Source organism: Psychrobacter sp. ANT_WB68, from assembly GCF_008369115.1.
Taxonomy (GTDB): Bacteria; Pseudomonadota; Gammaproteobacteria; order Pseudomonadales; family Moraxellaceae; genus Psychrobacter.
The window spans coordinates 249,259-266,427 of the sequence record NZ_VOAZ01000003.1; the positions used below are offsets into that span (position 1 = coordinate 249,259).

The window sequence follows — 17,169 nt, forward strand, 5'->3', positions numbered from 1 at the left end:
TAGTATGGCGGTTGGTAGTAAAAACTATCATTGCTATATAGCGCGAAAAACGCTTATAACTTACTTGGACTATAGCAGGTCCTGATAATCAGGATGTTTGTCAATATATGCAGCGACAAATGAGCATTGAGGTACGACTTTCTTGTTATTTTCACGAGCATAGTTTAAAGCATGTTTGACCAAAGCTGAACCCACGCCGTGACCGCCTAGCTCTTGTGGCACGATGGTATGATCGTACACCAACTTATCGTCACGCTCTTGATAACTGATGTAGCCTATATGACCGTCAATAGACGTCTCAAAACGTTTTGCTGTTTCATTGTGAACGATTTTGATTTCTGGTTTCTTATTTTCATTACTCATAAAAGCTCCTCGTTATTAGATTTTATAATTATTCGTATTTATCTAGCCTGATATTTAGTTCAATACTGCTTTCTTTAATGGTCGTCTGGCTCAATACCTGTTTTCACTTAGGTGTTTTACTGTTTCCATTGTGAGGCTTTTGATTCTAAGTTTCTAGTCCCTTACCGTAAGAGTAGATAGAGCAAATGTTAACATCTTTAACATGCCTCTATTTTAGATGTTCTACTTTATAGATTCTATTTAAGTTTAAAGACTCTACTGACGTCGTATATAAGAGCGCATCACGTGTAAAGTACTAATCATCAGGCATAAAACATAGCTTGGCGCACAACCTGAGGAAGAAACCTTCTAAAACCACGTTTAGCTTGTGCATCATTTATTGCTGCTTGAGCATTGTTGTCTGAGACAGAAGTACTATTAGAAGTAGGCTTGTTAATGCTGCTATGGTTATTTGATGTCGATTGTGTATAAGTGTGCCATTCTTCAGCGCTTGGTTTACTAAAATAGCGAATGCGTCCGAGTACTTGCATAAATTGCTGACTAAATTGCCCAGTATTATAGGCTAAATTGTACTTATGACAGATGGCTTGTACGGTCGGTGCAATCTTCGCATAGTGTCTAGCAGGCATATCGGGAAAGATATGATGCTCAATCTGATGCGATAAATTACCGGTCAAAAGATGAAACCATTTATTACCTTGAATGTTGCTGGAGCCAAGAATTTGGCGCACGTACCAATCACCTTTGCTCTCATTGGCATCAAGATGGGTATACATATGCGCCTGTTCGGTAAAATGACCACAAAATATCACCGCCCATGTCCATAGGTTACGAGCGATATTGGCGGTGATATTACCGCTTAGGGTCGTCAGGGCGCTGCCAGAACCTAATGACACATCTGCTAGCACAGGAAAAGCAATGTAATCTTTACCCACTTGGCGGACGATTTTGCCAAATAGCGCGCGAGCTTTTGGCTGCATGATGTCTGTCAGCTGCGGCGCGTCTGCGTATTCGTCAACACTGATTTGAATATCATGGAAGGCGACTGCCCATTCAAAGCCCAATGCCAATATCATTGTTTTAAATAAATTATAGCGATCGCTTGGTGTCCAAGGCTGCTCATCAGTCACGCGTATCAAATGATAGCCGACGTCATGGTCGCGACCGACGATATTGGTGAAAGTATGATGCAGATAGTTATGCGAATGTTGCCATAGCGGCGCAGGGCAAACGATATCCCAATCGAATTTTTGGCTATTAAGATAGGGATGCTGCATCCAGTCATACTGACCATGCATCACGTTATGGCCAAGCTCCATATTGTTTAATATTTTACTAAAGCTTAGCAAGGATGTGCCCAGTAACCAAACGCCAAGTTTGCTGCGTTTTGATGATAATCGTCCAGCAACTGCCAATAGTGCACGTGAAACTACCTCGCTATATACCACCGTCCCATAAACACGCTGAATATAGCGCGCATCATCGCTACCTAGTGAGTCCATCACGCTTTGATACAATGTATTCAATTCATCAGCGAGGGCTTCGGTCTGCGCTTTTGGTAGTGGCGCCGCCGTTAACGTTGGATATCGCTTGGTCTTGAATGGTGCATCGGTTAACGAAGTTAGAATAGGCACCGCAGATTTAGCTTTAGATATAGGGGGTAACAAGCGCATAGATAATCCTTATCCGAAAGTGCCTCAATAAATGATGATCACAATATTCGGTTTAATCATTGGTGTCAGTTTTAAGAGACAATACGAATGAATGTTCTCTAGGTAATAACTAAGTTATAAATAGTTATGAAAGGCTGTTTTATCCTTGATAAATCTGCTAAATATCCAATACCACATCGGTCACTGCCACGTTGATACAGGTTTGGATAGACTCATAGCCATCATTACTTATCTTACCGGTTTGAATGTTTTTCACTCTACCGCTAATTTTATTACAGCGACACAGCTGGCATATGCCTTGTCTGCAGCCGTAGTTGAGGCGAATACCAGCGCTCTCAGCACCCAATAATAATGTGGTACTGCTGTTAAATTGTCGTTGCCGTCCATGTAAATAAATGGTTTTTACTTCGGCCGTAACGGCTCCTTTGTCTGCATTATCTATAGTAGACAAGATATGATCGAAGTTTTCTATCGTACTAAAACTCTCTATCGTAATATTGTCACGCAGCTGCTTGCCATGTGGCAAATCAATTTTATCGCAAGCGCGGTATAAACCTGACAATAACGTTGCCGATCCGCAGGCAAATATCTGTGTATCTATAAGTGGTAACTTTAATGCTATTAACGTTTTTGCACTTAAATGTCGCGAGCCTGCAATGTAAGTACTAGGGTCTTCAGTATGAATAAGATGATAAATGAATGTTGGATATTTAGCAGATAACTGCTGCCATTGATTCTGCAAAGGCGATTTACCAAAAGTTGTACGACTATAATGTAGCAACGTGACTTGATGCCCATTTTGCAGTGCCTGCGTAATGAGACCTGGCATTGGCGTAATACCACTGCCGCCAGCGATAAATAATAGCGGTATTAATAAAGAGGTAAGAGATAACGGTTCGTTTATTTGACTTGCTTGCTGCTCTAATAATCTATGAGCTAAAGTAAATTCACCACTGGGTAAACTACTATTAAATATAGTACCCAGTGCTGCATGTTTGCTTAAGTAATCTGAAACTAAACCTTGAGGCTTAACAGCAATAGTTATCGTCGAGGTAATAGTTTGTGGTTGCGACTTTTCATCAATGCTATCTCTATGAATGCTGTCTTTATCAAAGCTATCTTTATTGCCGTTAGATTTTTTATCGCCGCCCTCATGCCACCATAAGGGCTGCTGCGGCAAACCAACCAATGAATAGTAGCGTTGATGATAAATACCATCAATAAGTATGCTTATATTAATATGCTGTCCGCCATGCCAGCCATCGTGTGAGATATCGCTTGAACTAAAAACTTGCTGTTTAAAAGCGCGATTAGGCTCAAATTGTAGCGCTATCAAGTCATCACTGAGTGTCCGGCGTGCTATAAGGCGCAATTTGGGCACGGTTAATGACCAAAATGGGTGCAGGCGCGTACTGATAAAATCAACAAACGCACGTTGGATAAGTTCAGGGCGATAGCCAGTCGTCATGGAGTACCTTTTTTATAAAGTTGTTTTTTATAAAACTATTTTTATTAAGATTAACTAATATAATAGACCCTATTGATTAACTTTGCGAAATATTTGATGCGCATTTTTGTGGCTTTTATAAAACAGCAATGAATCAGAAAGATAGGCCAGTAAGCTGAATGATAATTTTAATAGAAGCTTTTATGTAAAATGCTCGCAGGTTTGTGATAAAAGGCATGAAACAAGCGGTAAAACAGCCAGTTAGCTTGCAGGGGCTTCATCACAATGCGATAATGACAGTCAATGAATACCCCTGATTTTGAGGTGCAGCCTACTTAGCAGTATTGCTAAGTCTGCTCGCTTACCTCTTTTATGCAGTCTATCGGAGTGTTAATGGCTCAATATATTTACACGATGAACAACGTGTCAAAACTTGTTCCACCTAAGCGTGAAATTTTAAAAAATATTAACCTATCGTTTTTCCCTGGCGCCAAAATTGGTGTTTTGGGTATCAACGGTTCAGGTAAATCAACCTTGCTACGTATTATGGCGGGCGTGGATACTGAATTTAGTGGTGAAGCACGCGCGCAAACGGGTACCAAAATTGGTTATCTGCCGCAGGAACCACAGCTTGATGATAGCAAAGACGTCCGTGGTAACGTTGAAGACGGTATGCGTGAAGCGTTAGATGCGCTTGCACGTTTAGATGCTATTTATGCCGAATATGCTGAGCCTGATGCGGACTTTGACAAGCTTGCTGAAGAGCAAGGTAAGATGGAAGACATCATCCAAGCATGGGATGCGCATAACTTAAATACCCAGCTTGAAAAAGCGGCCGATGCCCTGCGTCTGCCACCATGGGATGCGGATGTCAGCAAACTATCAGGTGGTGAAAAACGCCGTGTGGCACTATGCCGTTTGCTATTGTCGCGCCCTGATATGCTGTTACTAGACGAACCAACCAACCATTTGGACGCTGAGTCCGTGGCATGGTTAGAGCAGTTCCTACAGAATTATAGCGGTACTATCGTTGCTATTACCCATGACCGTTATTTCTTGGATAACGTTGCCCAGTGGATTTTGGAGCTTGACCGCGGTCATGGCTATCCGTACGAAGGCAACTATACTGAGTGGTTAGAGCAAAAGAATACCCGTTTAGAGCAGCAGAACAAACAAGAAGAATCGTTTGCTAAAGCACTGAAAAAAGAGCTAGATTGGATTCGCAAAAACCAAAAAGGTCAACAGGCTAAGTCTAAATCTCGTGTACAGCGTTTTGAAGAGTTGAACTCACAAGAATTCCAGAAACGTAACGAGACCTCTGAGATTTATATTCCACCGGGTCCACGTCTAGGCAACAAAGTCATCGAAGTCAACGATATCTCCAAATCCTTTGGCGATCGTTTATTGTACGAAAACCTAAGCTTTAACGTGCCAGCGGGTGCTATCGTCGGTATTATTGGTCCAAATGGTGCGGGTAAAACCACGCTATTCAACATGATTACCGAACGTGATACGCCAGATACAGGTTCAGTCGAGTTGGGCGAAAGTGTGAAAGTCGCTTATGTCGGTCAGGTGCGTGACAACTTAGATGACAGCAAAACCGTTTGGGAAGAAGTGTCTGATGGCTTAGACATCATCACGGTTGGCGACTACACAACGCCAAGTCGCGCTTATATCGGTCGCTTTAACTTTAAAGGTTCAGACCAGCAAAAGCACGTCGGTCAATTATCAGGTGGTGAGCGTAACCGCTTGCAACTGGCGAAAACGCTAAAGCAAGGCGCGAACGTTTTGCTGCTTGATGAACCCTCAAACGATTTGGACATCGAAACCTTACGTGCGCTAGAGGATGCGATTCAAGTATTCCCAGGTACGGTAATGGTGGTCTCGCATGATCGCTGGTTCCTTGACCGTATTGCCACTCATATCTTGGCGTTTGAAGAGGAAGGCCCAGTTTGGTTCGATGGTAACTATTCTGAGTTTGAAACTTATCGTAAAAAGACCATGGGTGATGACGCCAGTCCTAAGCGTATGAAGTATAAAAAGATTTCTACTTAAAGTAGCTGTTTAAAGTTTTTATATAATAAAAAAGACCTCTAATATATTAGAGGTCTTTTTTTGTGCTACATAATTGAGTGTCGCGAACTATAATTTAACGCTTACGGCCAAATTTGCGCTGCTTTTTATTACCAATCTCAGTAATCGCATGAGCAATCTCTTCTTCATTGAGACTAGCGACTTGCTGCAAAATTTGCATCATATCAGGACTCAATACATATTTAGCGTGATGAGCGATATGGTCGATGCGCTTATCAAAGGTTAAGATGCCCGTCTCTTCGTCTTTTTGTAGATAATTAAGGCGAGTTAAGGCACTGATAAAGCTAGTAAATAAAGCCCGATCAAAGAAGTCAGGAATGTCATCGGCATATAGTACTGATAAACGCTGTCCAAGCAGATGACAGAGATCAACCACCTCATTTTCGGTCAGATTTCCTGAGCCTTGCTGCGCAAGTAGAGCAAGGGTCATAAAGTAACGCTCAAGGCTTTGTTCAACCGGTGTGGCGAGCACTTGTAGCTGCTGATAGCATTTGCTATTTGTTTCAGGGACGCTCAGCATACCATCGCTTAATTCTACAATCAGTCCATTGGCGATGAGGCTATCGACTTTTTTGTCGAGTGTTTCCGCCAAACCATGTGCCGGATAGTATAAGAACAGCTCACTTTGGAGGAATGGATATAATTGCTCGGCAATACTATTTAGACGACTGCGTTCGATGCGACCATTGCGAGCCACTAAGGCCGCTAGGAATGATAATAAAATAAAGACATGCAGGATATTGTTACGGAAATAGCTGAGTAAAGCGGCTTGCTTGCCCGCAATCTGAATAATATCACCTAAGATATGCGGTATCCGCTCGATAAGCTTCAACTTAATACCATAATCAATGATTTGTTGCGGCGACATATCGGTGATGATCGTATCATCTGAGTAGGGCAGCTGCTGAGCCAAACCTTGATATAGGGCAATTTGCTCGCGGCAAATATCTTCATCAAGCGCAGATTTTGGTGCTGATAATAATACCAATGACAAAAGCGACACAGGGGTGATAACCGCCGCTTTATTGATATGCTGCATGACTTTTACGCCGATATTATCGACCATCGCACTGGCTTTATCATCGAGCGGCGTATCGGTGCGATCAGCAGGTAAGCTATTGGCTGGCACATCGAATTTTGTCATAAAGTCGCTAAGATGGAGCGGTGTGCCAAAGCTTAAATGCACATTACCAAAGATACGTTCAATCTTACGCCCAACCTTGAGTAAGCCTATTAAAGATTCAGACTCTTTAGGCTTACCTTTTAGCTCACCGACATAGGTGCCGCCTTCCATGATACGCTCATAACCAATATAGGTCGGTATGAATACCACGGGCTTCTCAGAGTGACGCAGTTGACTGTGGACGGTCATCGCCAGCATACCCATCTTCGGTGGTAATAGGCGTCCTGAACGCGAGCGTCCGCCCTCAATAAAGTACTCAATCGGCGTATTACGGGTAATAAGGGTGTGCATATATTCACGTAATACCGCGGTATAAAGTGCATTACCACGGAAGCTACGACGAATGTAAAAAGCAACAGCGCCGCGTAGTAATGGCCCTAATACTGGCACGTCTAAATTGTCACCGGCGGCAACATAAGGAATGCTTAGGCCGCGCTTGTAGATGACATAAGACAGTAATAGATAATCGACATGGCTACGGTGACAAGGCACATAAACCAACTCGTAATCCGCCGCCAGCTCGCGCACGCGCTCAAAGTGATGGACTTCGACGCCATCATAAAGCTGCGTCCATAGCCAAGTGAGGAACTTATAAAAACCGCGGACAATAGAGTGCGAATAGTCGTTGACCATCTCATTGGCATAGCCTTTTGCTAAGACACGGGCTTCACGTACACTGATACCAGAGGCTTCAGCTTCGGCTTCTATGGCATTTTTAATGGCGGGCGAATAAACCAGTTTATCGACCAAGTTGCGCCTGTCCGACAAATCAGGCCCAAGCATACTGGCGCGCTGTTTGTCTAAATAAATATTGAGTTGTTGTTGCAACGACCGCACCAGTTCACGATTGCCGTCAGCGGCTGCAACCATGGTATAGCTTGGCGCTTCCTCACTATTTTGTAAGTTGCTATCTTCTAAAACATGGTCTTGTGAGAAGTTATCTTTTAAATCGCTCGCTACTGAATCAAAAACAGAAAATCCTTCGCCATCGCCTTTAAGACTATCATTAATAAGTGTCCGCAAATCTTGCGGTGGATGGAATTGGACAAAGGTATCACGTCCCATGACACCGATATTAAAGAGCTGCTTGGTGATACTTGGGTCTTGCCAGTTATCGGCGGTCAGGAGTTTAAATAATGAATCTTCTTTTTCTGGCGCGCGTCCCCACAGGATCGAGACGGGTACCAACCGTACCTTTAGTTCTGGATGCTGCAAAACGGCAGAGACCAAGCGTGATAGGCGCGGTGATAGCTCGCTGTCTTTGGCATGGGGATGATGTAAGAATATAATCGCCGCGTTTTCTTTAATATTATGGGCAATATCCTGTACACCGACCAGCGCTGGTGGCAAATTGTGCTCCTGCGTTTGCAGGTCAATCAAAATACTGTTGGAGCGCGAATAGTCTTGCAGTACATAAAATCTGAGGATGTTGTCGTCATCATCAAACTCAGGCAATTCGCCCAACAGCTTTGGCTTAACGGCAACATCAAGCATCTGTCCCGAGAGCTTACGATACAGCTGGTTAATCGGTGCATTAGTGTAAGGCTTTGGCGCGACTGGGTTGGTAGCTGTGTCTAAGTCTTTAGTCACTGCCGTATCGTCGGTCGCTACAGGCGCTTTAAAAATCCGTTTTTTTAAGAACTTCGGTATCATAATGAGTATCAAAATTAGTCAAATGTGTTGTGCTTATGATGCCATAAAAGCCATCAAAGCGATATATAGTGTCTGTATATACTGCCAATATTAACGGTATAGCATTATAAGCTATTGGCTAAAATTGCAGTGGATAGCTGTCATTATTAAACGAAGGGTAGAAATATCAGCGATTTCGCGTAATACTGTATTAAGATTAAATGAGATATTGATAGGCAACTCCTTTTAAAGTTTATTCTCTAACCTTTTTTATCTAAGCTAAAATATTATGACTCCTGCTATCAAAATTGCCAAACAACGCAACCTTGATTATAAGTTGCATGAATATACTCACGACAGTAACGCTGCGTCCTTTGGGTTAGAAGCGGCTGAAAAACTGGCCATTGCTGCCGAGCGTGTGTTTAAAACCTTGGTGGTCACGACCGACGCTGGCGCTCTAGCGGTGGCTATTTTACCCGTGGATAAAACCTTAAATTTTAAAAAAATGGCTAAGGCGCTATCTGCTAATAAAATGCTGCCCTGCAAAAAAGTGCAAATGGCAGATCCCAAGCAAGTTGAAAGGACTACTGGCTATGTGCTGGGCGGTGTCAGCCCATTGGGACAAAAAAAGCGCTTGCCAACGGTTGTCAATGCCTCCGCACAAGCGCAAGCGAGTATTTATGTGAGTGGCGGTCGCCGCGGTTTGGAGATTGAATTACCACCTGAGCAATTGGCGAGCACCCTTGCTTCTCGCTTTGCAGATATTGTTGATGATTAAGTTTTAAGCGGACATTTATGCTTGCTTACCATTTGTAGCTCATCGCAGTTATTTGCTATGAGGGTTCACTATTAGGCTTTGCTACTCTTTTTTTAAGGATTCTATCTATGCCGCATTTAACCATTCAAGTGACGCCCAATGTCATCATTACTCATGAAGAATCATTTCTTAAAGCATTAAATCAAGCATTATGGGGCAGCGGGCATTTTGGTAAGCCAACTGATATCAAAACGCGCATGATACCGACTGAGACATTCTTGGTGGGTGTTGCAGATGATGAGCAACGCAGTGGCTTTATTTATGCGCATCTAAAAATAATGAGCGGTCGTGACGAGGTTGTGCGTCATCAGCTTGCCGAGTTGTTAGTGACCGCCATAGAAGAGATATTAGATGCAGGGCAATCAGGGCGAGTAGACATACAGATATGTGTTGAAGTGGAAGAAATCAGCACAATTTATCATAAGAAGATGCTCGGCAGTTAGAATGCTCAGTGGTTAGCCTACTGAAGAGCGACAGGCTGAGTAGTCAAAAACACTGAGAAGTTAAAAGGTTTGCTATCGCTGAAAGCTATTGGTTATAAAATGCTATGAACCGTTATAAATACTCGCATAATGATTCACTGGCATATTTAGGTAATATCATCACTTCAACTTTATAACCGGCCGTTTTACCTTGAGTGGCCATCAAATTGCGCGCGATACGTAAGCGATATTCTCCGGTTGCAGGTAGGCAACCTTGATAAATGATACCGCCTTTGGTGCCATCTTGGGTGTCGTTTGGCATATATAGCACGCCGACATTAGCAGTCTCAGGCGTACCAGCTAGGGGTGCAATGTTAATAATGGCATATTGCCAGCTGCTCGCATCAAAGCGATACCAACGTTCATTTTCATTGGGTTTCAATTTACCAGTCACCGTGCTACTGATAGCACCCTTAGTAAATTGAATGGGGGTATCGCTACTTTTAGCGATTGCACTATTTGCGCCCACACTGATTAAGCTGGCACTAAGCAACAGCGTGTTTATCACCCGTGCAGTTAATAAATTGCGCTTGTTATGAATGGAAAACATCATTATCTCCTCACTGAGTTTATTATCTATTATTTCCAGTTTTAGTACTTTCTAGCTTTCAGTTAAGCATAAAAAAGCGCCTAAATAATAGGCGCTTTTCTTATCAATCATTAATTAATACTTTTGCAATTCTAATCTAGGAAAGCAAAGTTATCGATGTCCATTGCTGTCATGCTGCTGCTTGGTGCAACCATGCCTTCGGCATGACCTGAAGTACGTGGTAACAACTTATCGAAATAGAATTCTGCCGTTTGGATTTTGGCTTTGTAGAATTCTGGTGATTCTGTACCGCCGTTTTCAAGCTTTTCATAAGCAACCGCTGCCATACGCGCCCAGTGGTAGCCCATCATCACATAACCTGAATACATCAAGAAGTCATCTGATGCCGCTGAGATGATTTCACGGTCTTTACGTGCCATCAGCATTAAGCGTACAGTAAGAGTATTCCACTCAGCACATAGCTTGGTCAATGCCCAAACAAACTTACGCATCTCTTTATCAAGCGCATACTCGCCACACCATTTCATGATGCTTGAGGTATAGTCGCGGATGATTTTACCTTTAGACTGCAAGATAACCTTACGACCCAATAAATCTAGTGCTTGGATACCGGTCGTACCTTCGTACATGGTTGCGATACGAGCATCACGAGCGATCAGCTCCATGCCCCATTCTTTGATATACCCGTGACCGCCATACACTTGCTGACCGTGTTTGGCCGCTTCAATGCCAAGCTCAGTTAAGAAGCCTTTTAAGATTGGCGTGTAGAAGCCTAGTTTATCATCCCATTTCTCAAATTCTGCATCATCACCATTGGCGATGCCTTGAGACATTTTATCGGCATAGCGAGCTGAATGATAAATCATTGAGCGACCGCCTTCTGCAAAGGCTTTTTGGGTCAATAGCATACGACGTACGTCAGCATGATTAATGATGGCATCAGCCACTTTTTCAGGCTCTTTCGTACCTGACAACGTACGCATTGAGCGACGGTCTTTGGCGTATGGTAGGGCGTTTTGGAAAGACAGTTCAGTGTGGGCCAAACCTTGGATACCAGTACCGATACGAGCCGTGTTCATAAAGGTGAACATGGCTTTTAGACCTTTATTCGGCTCACCAATTAAGTAACCAACCGCATCATCAAAGTTCAAGACACAAGTGGCTGATGAGTTGATGCCCATTTTATGTTCAATCGAACCACAAGAGACGCCATTACGCTCACCAATTTCGCCTTCAGCATTTGGCAAGAATTTGGGTACGATAAATAATGAGATACCACGCGTGCCTTCTGGTGCATCTGGTAGGCGTGCTAGAACGATATGCACGATGTTTTCCGTTAAATCATGCTCACCGCTTGAAATGAAAATCTTAGTACCGCTAAGCTTATAGCTGCCATCTGCTTGTGGAATGGCTTTCGACTTCACTTGACCCAAATCCGTACCACACTGTGGCTCCGTCAAGCACATGGTGCCCGCCCAAGAACCTTCAACCAACTTATGCAAGTAGGTTTCTTTTTGCTCATCAGTACCATATTGCATGATGGTGTTGATACAGCCGGTCGATAGCCCAGGATACATTGCCCAAGGCCAGTTCGCCGTACCCATCATTTCAGACTTAATGAGATTGATTGACATAGGTAGGTTCATACCACCGAATTTCTCAGGGTATGAGATACCTTGCCAGCCGCCGTCTACAAACTGATCGTACGCTTCTTTAAAGCCTTTAGGGGTAGTGACAACACCATTTTCAAAATGACAACCTTCTGCATCAGCTGGCTGGTACAAAGGGGCTAAGACATTTTCAGCGAAGTCAGCAAAGCCTTGTAAAATCATATCGACCGTTTCAGGATCTGCGTTCGCGCCGTTGTCCAAATCTTTATAATGCGTTTGGTAGTCAAACACGTCATTAATTAAGAACTTGATATCACGTAAAGGTGCTTTGTAAGTTAACATAGTCGTTCTCTTTAGTTATTCGCTGGCATAGACGTTTGGTTATTGCTTAAGTTACTAATTAAACCGTGGTTTATGAAAACGAGTGTGCGATTATTTGGGAAAAGATAGACAACATCATGGATCAATATTTGCTTTATTAAGGATAGCTTATGCATTTTCAATACTGTTAAGAAGCTCTTGATAAATAATAGCTGCCGTGCATTGATGCCAGTATAAATCTTCTATAACGACAAATATACTAATAATAACTAATATTCATGACCTATAGGTGTAATTAAAAATTTAAGTTATATATATGCTGGGTTTTTATGAATGTCTATTCTAGAATGTCGCTTTATCATAGATACGACTATAGTAAAATAACGTCCGTTATGCACATTGATTGATTGTATTTATAAGATAAGGAAAGCCAATTATGAGCGCATCAGAGCGTCAGGCAACGCGAGCATTTTGGCTAACAGCATTATTTGCTCGCCTAAAAAATCTAATCGACGGTGAGCTCAATCATTTGCTGACCGTTAACCGCAGCAAGCGACCTTGGCATATGCCCATTATCGCCGCGATTGCAATTAGCTTCCCCGTATTTGTGGGCGCTTATTTTGACGCTTTATCATCGGGTATCAAGGCATCGTTAGGGGCGATGGTTATTTTAAACGTCCCCTTAGTGGGTAAGTTGCCATACCGGCTGGTGACGGTAATGGCCTGGGGCTTTGCTATGTCGCTATGCTTTGCACTTGGTTTGATAGGGCAGCAAATCCCGTTATTAAAATTGCCGATATTCACCCTGATGGCTTTTGGGATTGTGATTTTTGGACGCTATTATCGCCAACCGCCGCCCGCAGGATTGTTTGTGATGATGGCGGGAGCGATTGCACTATTTATACCAGTGCCTTTAGAAGATATCATGCCCGCTACGGGTCTGGTGATGCTGGGTAGCGGCTTTGCCTTGATCATGGCGCTGCTGTATTCGCTATTTCTATTAGCGACACGCCCGTCGACTCCTACGCCCACCTATCGCTATGAGCCAGATACCATCACTGAAAGTGTGATTGTCGCCGGCTTTGTCAGTTTGGCTTTGCTTATCGCGGTGACTTTGCAGCTATCAAATCCATATTGGGCGGCGGTCAGCTGCTTTTTAATTATCCAAGGTATTCATTTGCGTACCATGTGGATTAAGCAAATACATCGTTTGCTTGGAACTCTATTAGGGGTAGGGCTGGCGGGCTGGATGCTATCGTGGGGCTTGCCGATATGGGGGGTGGCGCTGGCGATATTAGGTATGATGCTGTGTATCGAAACTTTGGTCGACCGGCATTATGGGTTGGCGGTGATATTTATCACACCGCTGACGATATTTATTGCCGAATATGGCAGTGGTTTACCGTTCTCTGAGCAAGGCTATCAAGAAATCATTCTTGCGCGCTTGTTTGATACCATTATTGGTTGCTTAGTGGGTTTAAGCGGCGGAGTAGTAATGCATTCCACCAATTTACGTGTGCCGTTACGCCGGTTGGAAAGTTGGTTATTAGCGCGTTTTGCATAAAGGAAGAATTTGGATAATATGTCCTTTAACAATTCATTAAACATAAATCATCAGCAAATAAAAAACCGTATGAGCAACATTCATACGGTTTTTTTAATTGCCACTTTGAGTCTGTTCAATACTGTTAAAGTTTTTAATCAATGCGCTTGTAAAGCTTTAGTGATTTGTACCACATCAATCGTATGCCCCGTCCAGCGCTCAAAACTTAGCGCCGCTTGTCCGATAAGCATGCCGTAACCGTCTGATGTTTGGGCGCCGCACACGGCAAAATGCTGCAAAAATGGCAGCTCACGTCCATACATCATATCGTAAGCATAATGACACTTTAGCTCGTCGCTAAGCGGTAGCGTATCGCCTGATAAACCAATCGAGGTGGCGTTGATGATGGTATCAAAATCACCCTTTAAGTCGTCAGTGGTACAAGTTTTAATCTGCTGTTTATTGATCGTAGCACTAGCAGCACTAAGTTCAGTGACAAGGGCAGTTGCTTTATTTAACGTGCGATTGGCAAGGGTTAGCTCTGCGATACCGGCTTCAATTAATGGCAGTATCACCCCACGTGCCGCGCCACCTGCGCCAATAAGCGCCACGCGTGCACCCATAAGTGGCCAGCCTAAGCTTGTGATGTGATTGACCAAGCCTTGCCCATCCGTATTATCACCATATATGGCCTGAGCTATTGGCGTGCCATTTTTTAACAGCGCTTGATTGAGCAGCAATGTATTAACTGCGCCAGCGACTTTGGCATGCTCAGACAAACCGCCACGCGCCACGCAGCAATCATAAGCAACTTGTTTAAAGGGTACGGTCACATTGGCACCGACGCCGCCACCTTGAAAAAATGCCTCAATCACAGCGTTAAGACTGGCTGCATCATCAGGACAATACTGGCGCTGATAGCTAATATCAATGCCCGACTGCGCTGCAAATAGTGTATGAATTTCAGGGGATTTACTGTGGGCAATCGGATTGCCAATAACGATAAAATGCTGGGTCATAAAGAGTCCGCTGCCTATAAGTGGCAAAATTAAAAGGCAAAAATTCGTGAATAAAAAAGTGTCAATTCACTCATCCCACTCATCATAAGGGATAACCCTATATTTGACAAACTTGTACTGAGCCAATAAATCGTGAAATAAAGGGTATTTCCTACCTCGTGAGGTCTTTAACAAATCTGTACTCTGTGGGAGTGTTATCCGTAACGTAAAGGCTAGTCAAGTGTTAAGCAGTTGGGTAAACTAGGGAGCATCAAAATTTCTATTGGCTTTGTGTTTTACTGACTACTACAGTATAAAAAAAACCAGTCGATAACACAGTATATAAATATAAAAAATTAACAAACATTGTTTATTATCAGCGGCATCGCTGTCCGCTCGTTGATACTATTTTCAGACCTTTATAAAAGTGTGAGTAAATTGCCTATGTTGAAGAATAGCCTACAGACCCTGATGGTCGGTACGATAATGGCAGTTGGCGTGTCTTTGAGCGCCTGTAATAGCAATAAAGAAAGCGATACAGCAGCTGAAGACGTCAGCGCTGAGAGTAGCGAGCAGACCATCGCTGAAGCCTCCAAACCAGACAATACCAAGGCAAATGCTGACCTCGATGGCGCAACTGCCGAGCAAGGTACGCCAGTAAAATATGATGTCGCCTCGTGGGGCACTGCTAAAGTTAAAGCCCTTAATATTGATGAGCTTAGCGCGATAAAGTCAGCATTCGGTAAAGTGGTCAGCACCGATGAAAACAGCTTAGACTATGCCAGTAATCCTGCATCCAAATATCGCTTTATGCAGAACGACGCGCCGTATTTAGACCTGATTGATTCTGAAAAATATCTTGAGCTTGGTTGGTATTTTGCCAACCCGACCGACTCCGATAAAGAAAAAGAGCTGAGTCAAAGCCATGCCAAAAAATCTTATCAGCTGGCGCGCCAATTGATGGGCGATGAAGGCGGTCGGCTGGTTGCTGATATGCTCAATGGTCAAATCGTTAAAAATAAAACCATCGGTGGTCAAAAAGTAGAGCTGGCAAAATGCGAGTTTTATAGCTGTATGTTAGTGATTAATAAATCTGCTTCTCAAACCGCTGACAAATAAGCGGGACTAGCCTTGATGTCGCCTAATAGTTGGATATGCTTAAACCCGCCAAATGCTACGATTGATGATTCACAGATAGCTGTCTCACTCGACAATCGCGGACTGGCTTACGGCGATGGTTTTTTTACCACCATGGGCGTGATTAACGGGCAGATATTGTGGTTGGATTATCATCATCAGCGCCTCATCTTCCACGCAAAAGCCTTACAACTGAAGCTTGACAGCGATTCACTATTAGCGATATTACAAACGCATGCTAAGCAGCTACAGCAAGGTATGCTAAAACTTATCGTGATGCGCGCCGCCCAAGATATCCGTGGCTATGGCTATATGCCAAGCGAGTCTGGCAGTGCTTGCGAGGTTTGGCTAAAATCCTTGCGAATGAACATTGCAGCCGCACAATCGCTGCCTCTCGCTAATGGGCAATCAATCCCGCTACAAGCTACTGCTAGCGCCATTTGCTTATCCGCGCAAATCGCTTGCTTGCCGCCGCCGCTTGCTGGACTGAAAAGCTTAAATCGTCTGGATAATGTGCTGGCAAGTGGCGAGCTGCACGCTATCAAAGCAAAATTATTACCATCGACGTTGTTAGATTCAGCCCTATTAGAATCTCATTCATCAGAATCTAAGGCAGCGTTAAGCCTTAGCGAAGGTCTGTTACGAGATATGAGCGGGCGCTGGATTGAGGGAACGATGAGTAATGTGTTCTATCAGCTATCGGATTCACGATTGGGAGCATCGTCCTCAGACATAAACGATAGCTTTAAGGCTGATAAAGGCAACGTTGATAAAGATAAGGCAAATTATTTGACACAAGGGCAATGGTACACGCCTTCGATGGCACAATCAGGCGTCAATGGAGTGATGCGACAAGTCCTTATCGACGAGTTATCGACTAGCAAAAACCCCGTCATTATCCGGTCATTAAAAGATGATGATTTACCTCATTTAAGCCGGCTGTTCTTTTGCAATGCACTGCGCGGTATTATGCCAATGACCAGTTTGACTTTATTGTCAGGTGAGGTGGTGAATTTCTAACCAGTTTAACCGTAGTTGAAAACATTGAATTTGGTGTCAATAAAATCAGCTGGGTATGAAATAACGTCTTCATACCGATAAATATCTCGCGCTTTTAGTAGTGCTTCTTGCTCGTTCTCTGCCAACACTTCCACGATGTTACTTAGCGTCTCGACAATCTCTATCTGAAAGACTCCCTCTAATTTCTTATCTATTTTTATCATCACTATTCTCAATATACACCTATCAAAGTTTCTTTAGGATTTATATCCGCTAGGTTAGCAAAGGCGATTAAAAGAAGTGATCGTCTTTTGTTAAGT

At 43.4% G+C, this 17,169-nt stretch carries 14 protein-coding genes; 6 read left to right on the top strand and 8 right to left on the bottom strand.

What is annotated here, in order from left to right; all coding sequences use genetic code 11:
- Positions 1 to 69 precede the first annotated feature (69 nt).
- The 3 genes from FQ084_RS09550 to FQ084_RS09560 all read right to left on the bottom strand — a co-directional run bounded on the left by FQ084_RS09550 (position 70) and on the right by FQ084_RS09560 (position 3,504).
- Positions 70 to 363, bottom strand: a complete 294-nt coding sequence (locus FQ084_RS09550; protein WP_149490403.1) for a GNAT family N-acetyltransferase — start codon at positions 361 to 363, stop codon at positions 70 to 72.
- A 302-nt stretch (positions 364 to 665) separates the two neighbouring features.
- Positions 666 to 2,036 (bottom strand): fatty acid desaturase family protein, encoded by a 1,371-nt coding sequence (locus FQ084_RS09555; protein ID WP_149490404.1) that lies wholly within the window; start codon positions 2,034 to 2,036, stop codon positions 666 to 668.
- Between the two features lie 157 nt (positions 2,037 to 2,193).
- Positions 2,194 to 3,504 carry a flavin reductase family protein gene (locus tag FQ084_RS09560; RefSeq protein ID WP_149490405.1) on the bottom strand — a complete coding sequence of 437 codons (1,311 nt, stop codon included), beginning with the start codon at positions 3,502 to 3,504 and terminating at the stop codon, positions 2,194 to 2,196.
- A gap of 372 nt (positions 3,505 to 3,876) precedes the next feature.
- Here FQ084_RS09560 and ettA point away from each other — a divergent pair, with 372 nt between their 5' ends.
- Positions 3,877 to 5,538, top strand: coding sequence for an energy-dependent translational throttle protein EttA (gene ettA / locus FQ084_RS09565; protein ID WP_149490406.1), 1,662 nt, complete (start codon positions 3,877 to 3,879; stop codon positions 5,536 to 5,538).
- 94 nt (positions 5,539 to 5,632) lie between these two features.
- Here the strand turns inward: ettA and plsB are convergent, their stop codons facing one another.
- Entirely contained in the window at positions 5,633 to 8,413 is a 2,781-nt protein-coding gene (gene plsB / locus FQ084_RS09570) for a glycerol-3-phosphate 1-O-acyltransferase PlsB (RefSeq protein WP_149490407.1), read from the bottom strand.
- A 268-nt stretch (positions 8,414 to 8,681) separates the two neighbouring features.
- Between plsB and ybaK the strand changes: the two genes are divergently transcribed.
- A complete protein-coding gene (ybaK, locus tag FQ084_RS09575; protein WP_149490408.1) occupies positions 8,682 to 9,170 on the top strand; it encodes a Cys-tRNA(Pro) deacylase in 489 nt (162 codons plus the stop codon).
- Between the two features lie 107 nt (positions 9,171 to 9,277).
- A complete protein-coding gene (locus FQ084_RS09580) occupies positions 9,278 to 9,652 on the top strand; it encodes a 5-carboxymethyl-2-hydroxymuconate Delta-isomerase (protein ID WP_149490409.1) in 375 nt (124 codons plus the stop codon).
- 112 nt (positions 9,653 to 9,764) lie between these two features.
- On the opposite strand, the gene FQ084_RS09585 is transcribed toward FQ084_RS09580, so the two are convergent.
- Positions 9,765 to 10,241: a hypothetical protein gene (locus FQ084_RS09585; protein WP_149490410.1), complete on the bottom strand. Its 477-nt coding sequence runs from the start codon at positions 10,239 to 10,241 to the stop codon at positions 9,765 to 9,767.
- 131 nt (positions 10,242 to 10,372) lie between these two features.
- The gene (locus tag FQ084_RS09590; protein ID WP_149490411.1) at positions 10,373 to 12,193 is read right to left on the bottom strand and encodes an acyl-CoA dehydrogenase C-terminal domain-containing protein; all 1,821 of its coding nucleotides are present in this window, start codon (positions 12,191 to 12,193) and stop codon (positions 10,373 to 10,375) included.
- Between the two features lie 415 nt (positions 12,194 to 12,608).
- On the opposite strand from FQ084_RS09590, the gene FQ084_RS09595 reads away from it, so the two are divergent.
- Positions 12,609 to 13,736, top strand: coding sequence for an FUSC family protein (locus tag FQ084_RS09595; RefSeq protein WP_149490412.1), 1,128 nt, complete (start codon positions 12,609 to 12,611; stop codon positions 13,734 to 13,736).
- A gap of 137 nt (positions 13,737 to 13,873) precedes the next feature.
- Here FQ084_RS09595 and aroE read toward each other — a convergent pair whose 3' ends face one another.
- The gene (aroE, locus tag FQ084_RS09600; RefSeq protein ID WP_149490413.1) at positions 13,874 to 14,734 is read right to left on the bottom strand and encodes a shikimate dehydrogenase; all 861 of its coding nucleotides are present in this window, start codon (positions 14,732 to 14,734) and stop codon (positions 13,874 to 13,876) included.
- Between the two features lie 423 nt (positions 14,735 to 15,157).
- On the opposite strand from aroE, the gene FQ084_RS09605 reads away from it, so the two are divergent.
- Together FQ084_RS09605 and FQ084_RS09610 are read left to right on the top strand one after the other, a co-directional pair.
- A complete protein-coding gene (locus FQ084_RS09605; protein WP_149490414.1) occupies positions 15,158 to 15,832 on the top strand; it encodes a hypothetical protein in 675 nt (224 codons plus the stop codon).
- A 15-nt stretch (positions 15,833 to 15,847) separates the two neighbouring features.
- Entirely contained in the window at positions 15,848 to 16,870 is a 1,023-nt protein-coding gene (locus FQ084_RS09610) for an aminotransferase class IV (RefSeq protein WP_149490415.1), read from the top strand.
- 5 nt (positions 16,871 to 16,875) lie between these two features.
- Here the strand turns inward: FQ084_RS09610 and FQ084_RS09615 are convergent, their stop codons facing one another.
- Entirely contained in the window at positions 16,876 to 17,073 is a 198-nt protein-coding gene (locus FQ084_RS09615; protein WP_262880723.1) for a DpnD/PcfM family protein, read from the bottom strand.
- Positions 17,074 to 17,169 lie beyond the last annotated feature (96 nt).

Bases quoted from the DNA above. Each gene is read 5' to 3' on its own strand.
- FQ084_RS09550 (WP_149490403.1), bottom strand. From the start codon at position 363: ATGAGTAATGAAAATAAGAAACCAGAAATCAAAATCGTTCACAATGAA.
- FQ084_RS09555 (WP_149490404.1), bottom strand. From the start codon at position 2,036: ATGCGCTTGTTACCCCCTATATCTAAAGCTAAATCTGCGGTGCCTATT.
- FQ084_RS09560 (WP_149490405.1), bottom strand. From the start codon at position 3,504: ATGACGACTGGCTATCGCCCTGAACTTATCCAACGTGCGTTTGTTGAT.
- ettA (WP_149490406.1), top strand. From the start codon at position 3,877: ATGGCTCAATATATTTACACGATGAACAACGTGTCAAAACTTGTTCCA.
- plsB (WP_149490407.1), bottom strand. From the start codon at position 8,413: ATGATACCGAAGTTCTTAAAAAAACGGATTTTTAAAGCGCCTGTAGCG.
- ybaK (WP_149490408.1), top strand. From the start codon at position 8,682: ATGACTCCTGCTATCAAAATTGCCAAACAACGCAACCTTGATTATAAG.
- FQ084_RS09580 (WP_149490409.1), top strand. From the start codon at position 9,278: ATGCCGCATTTAACCATTCAAGTGACGCCCAATGTCATCATTACTCAT.
- FQ084_RS09585 (WP_149490410.1), bottom strand. From the start codon at position 10,241: ATGTTTTCCATTCATAACAAGCGCAATTTATTAACTGCACGGGTGATA.
- FQ084_RS09590 (WP_149490411.1), bottom strand. From the start codon at position 12,193: ATGTTAACTTACAAAGCACCTTTACGTGATATCAAGTTCTTAATTAAT.
- FQ084_RS09595 (WP_149490412.1), top strand. From the start codon at position 12,609: ATGAGCGCATCAGAGCGTCAGGCAACGCGAGCATTTTGGCTAACAGCA.
- aroE (WP_149490413.1), bottom strand. From the start codon at position 14,734: ATGACCCAGCATTTTATCGTTATTGGCAATCCGATTGCCCACAGTAAA.
- FQ084_RS09605 (WP_149490414.1), top strand. From the start codon at position 15,158: ATGTTGAAGAATAGCCTACAGACCCTGATGGTCGGTACGATAATGGCA.
- FQ084_RS09610 (WP_149490415.1), top strand. From the start codon at position 15,848: ATGTCGCCTAATAGTTGGATATGCTTAAACCCGCCAAATGCTACGATT.
- FQ084_RS09615 (WP_262880723.1), bottom strand. From the start codon at position 17,073: ATGATAAAAATAGATAAGAAATTAGAGGGAGTCTTTCAGATAGAGATT.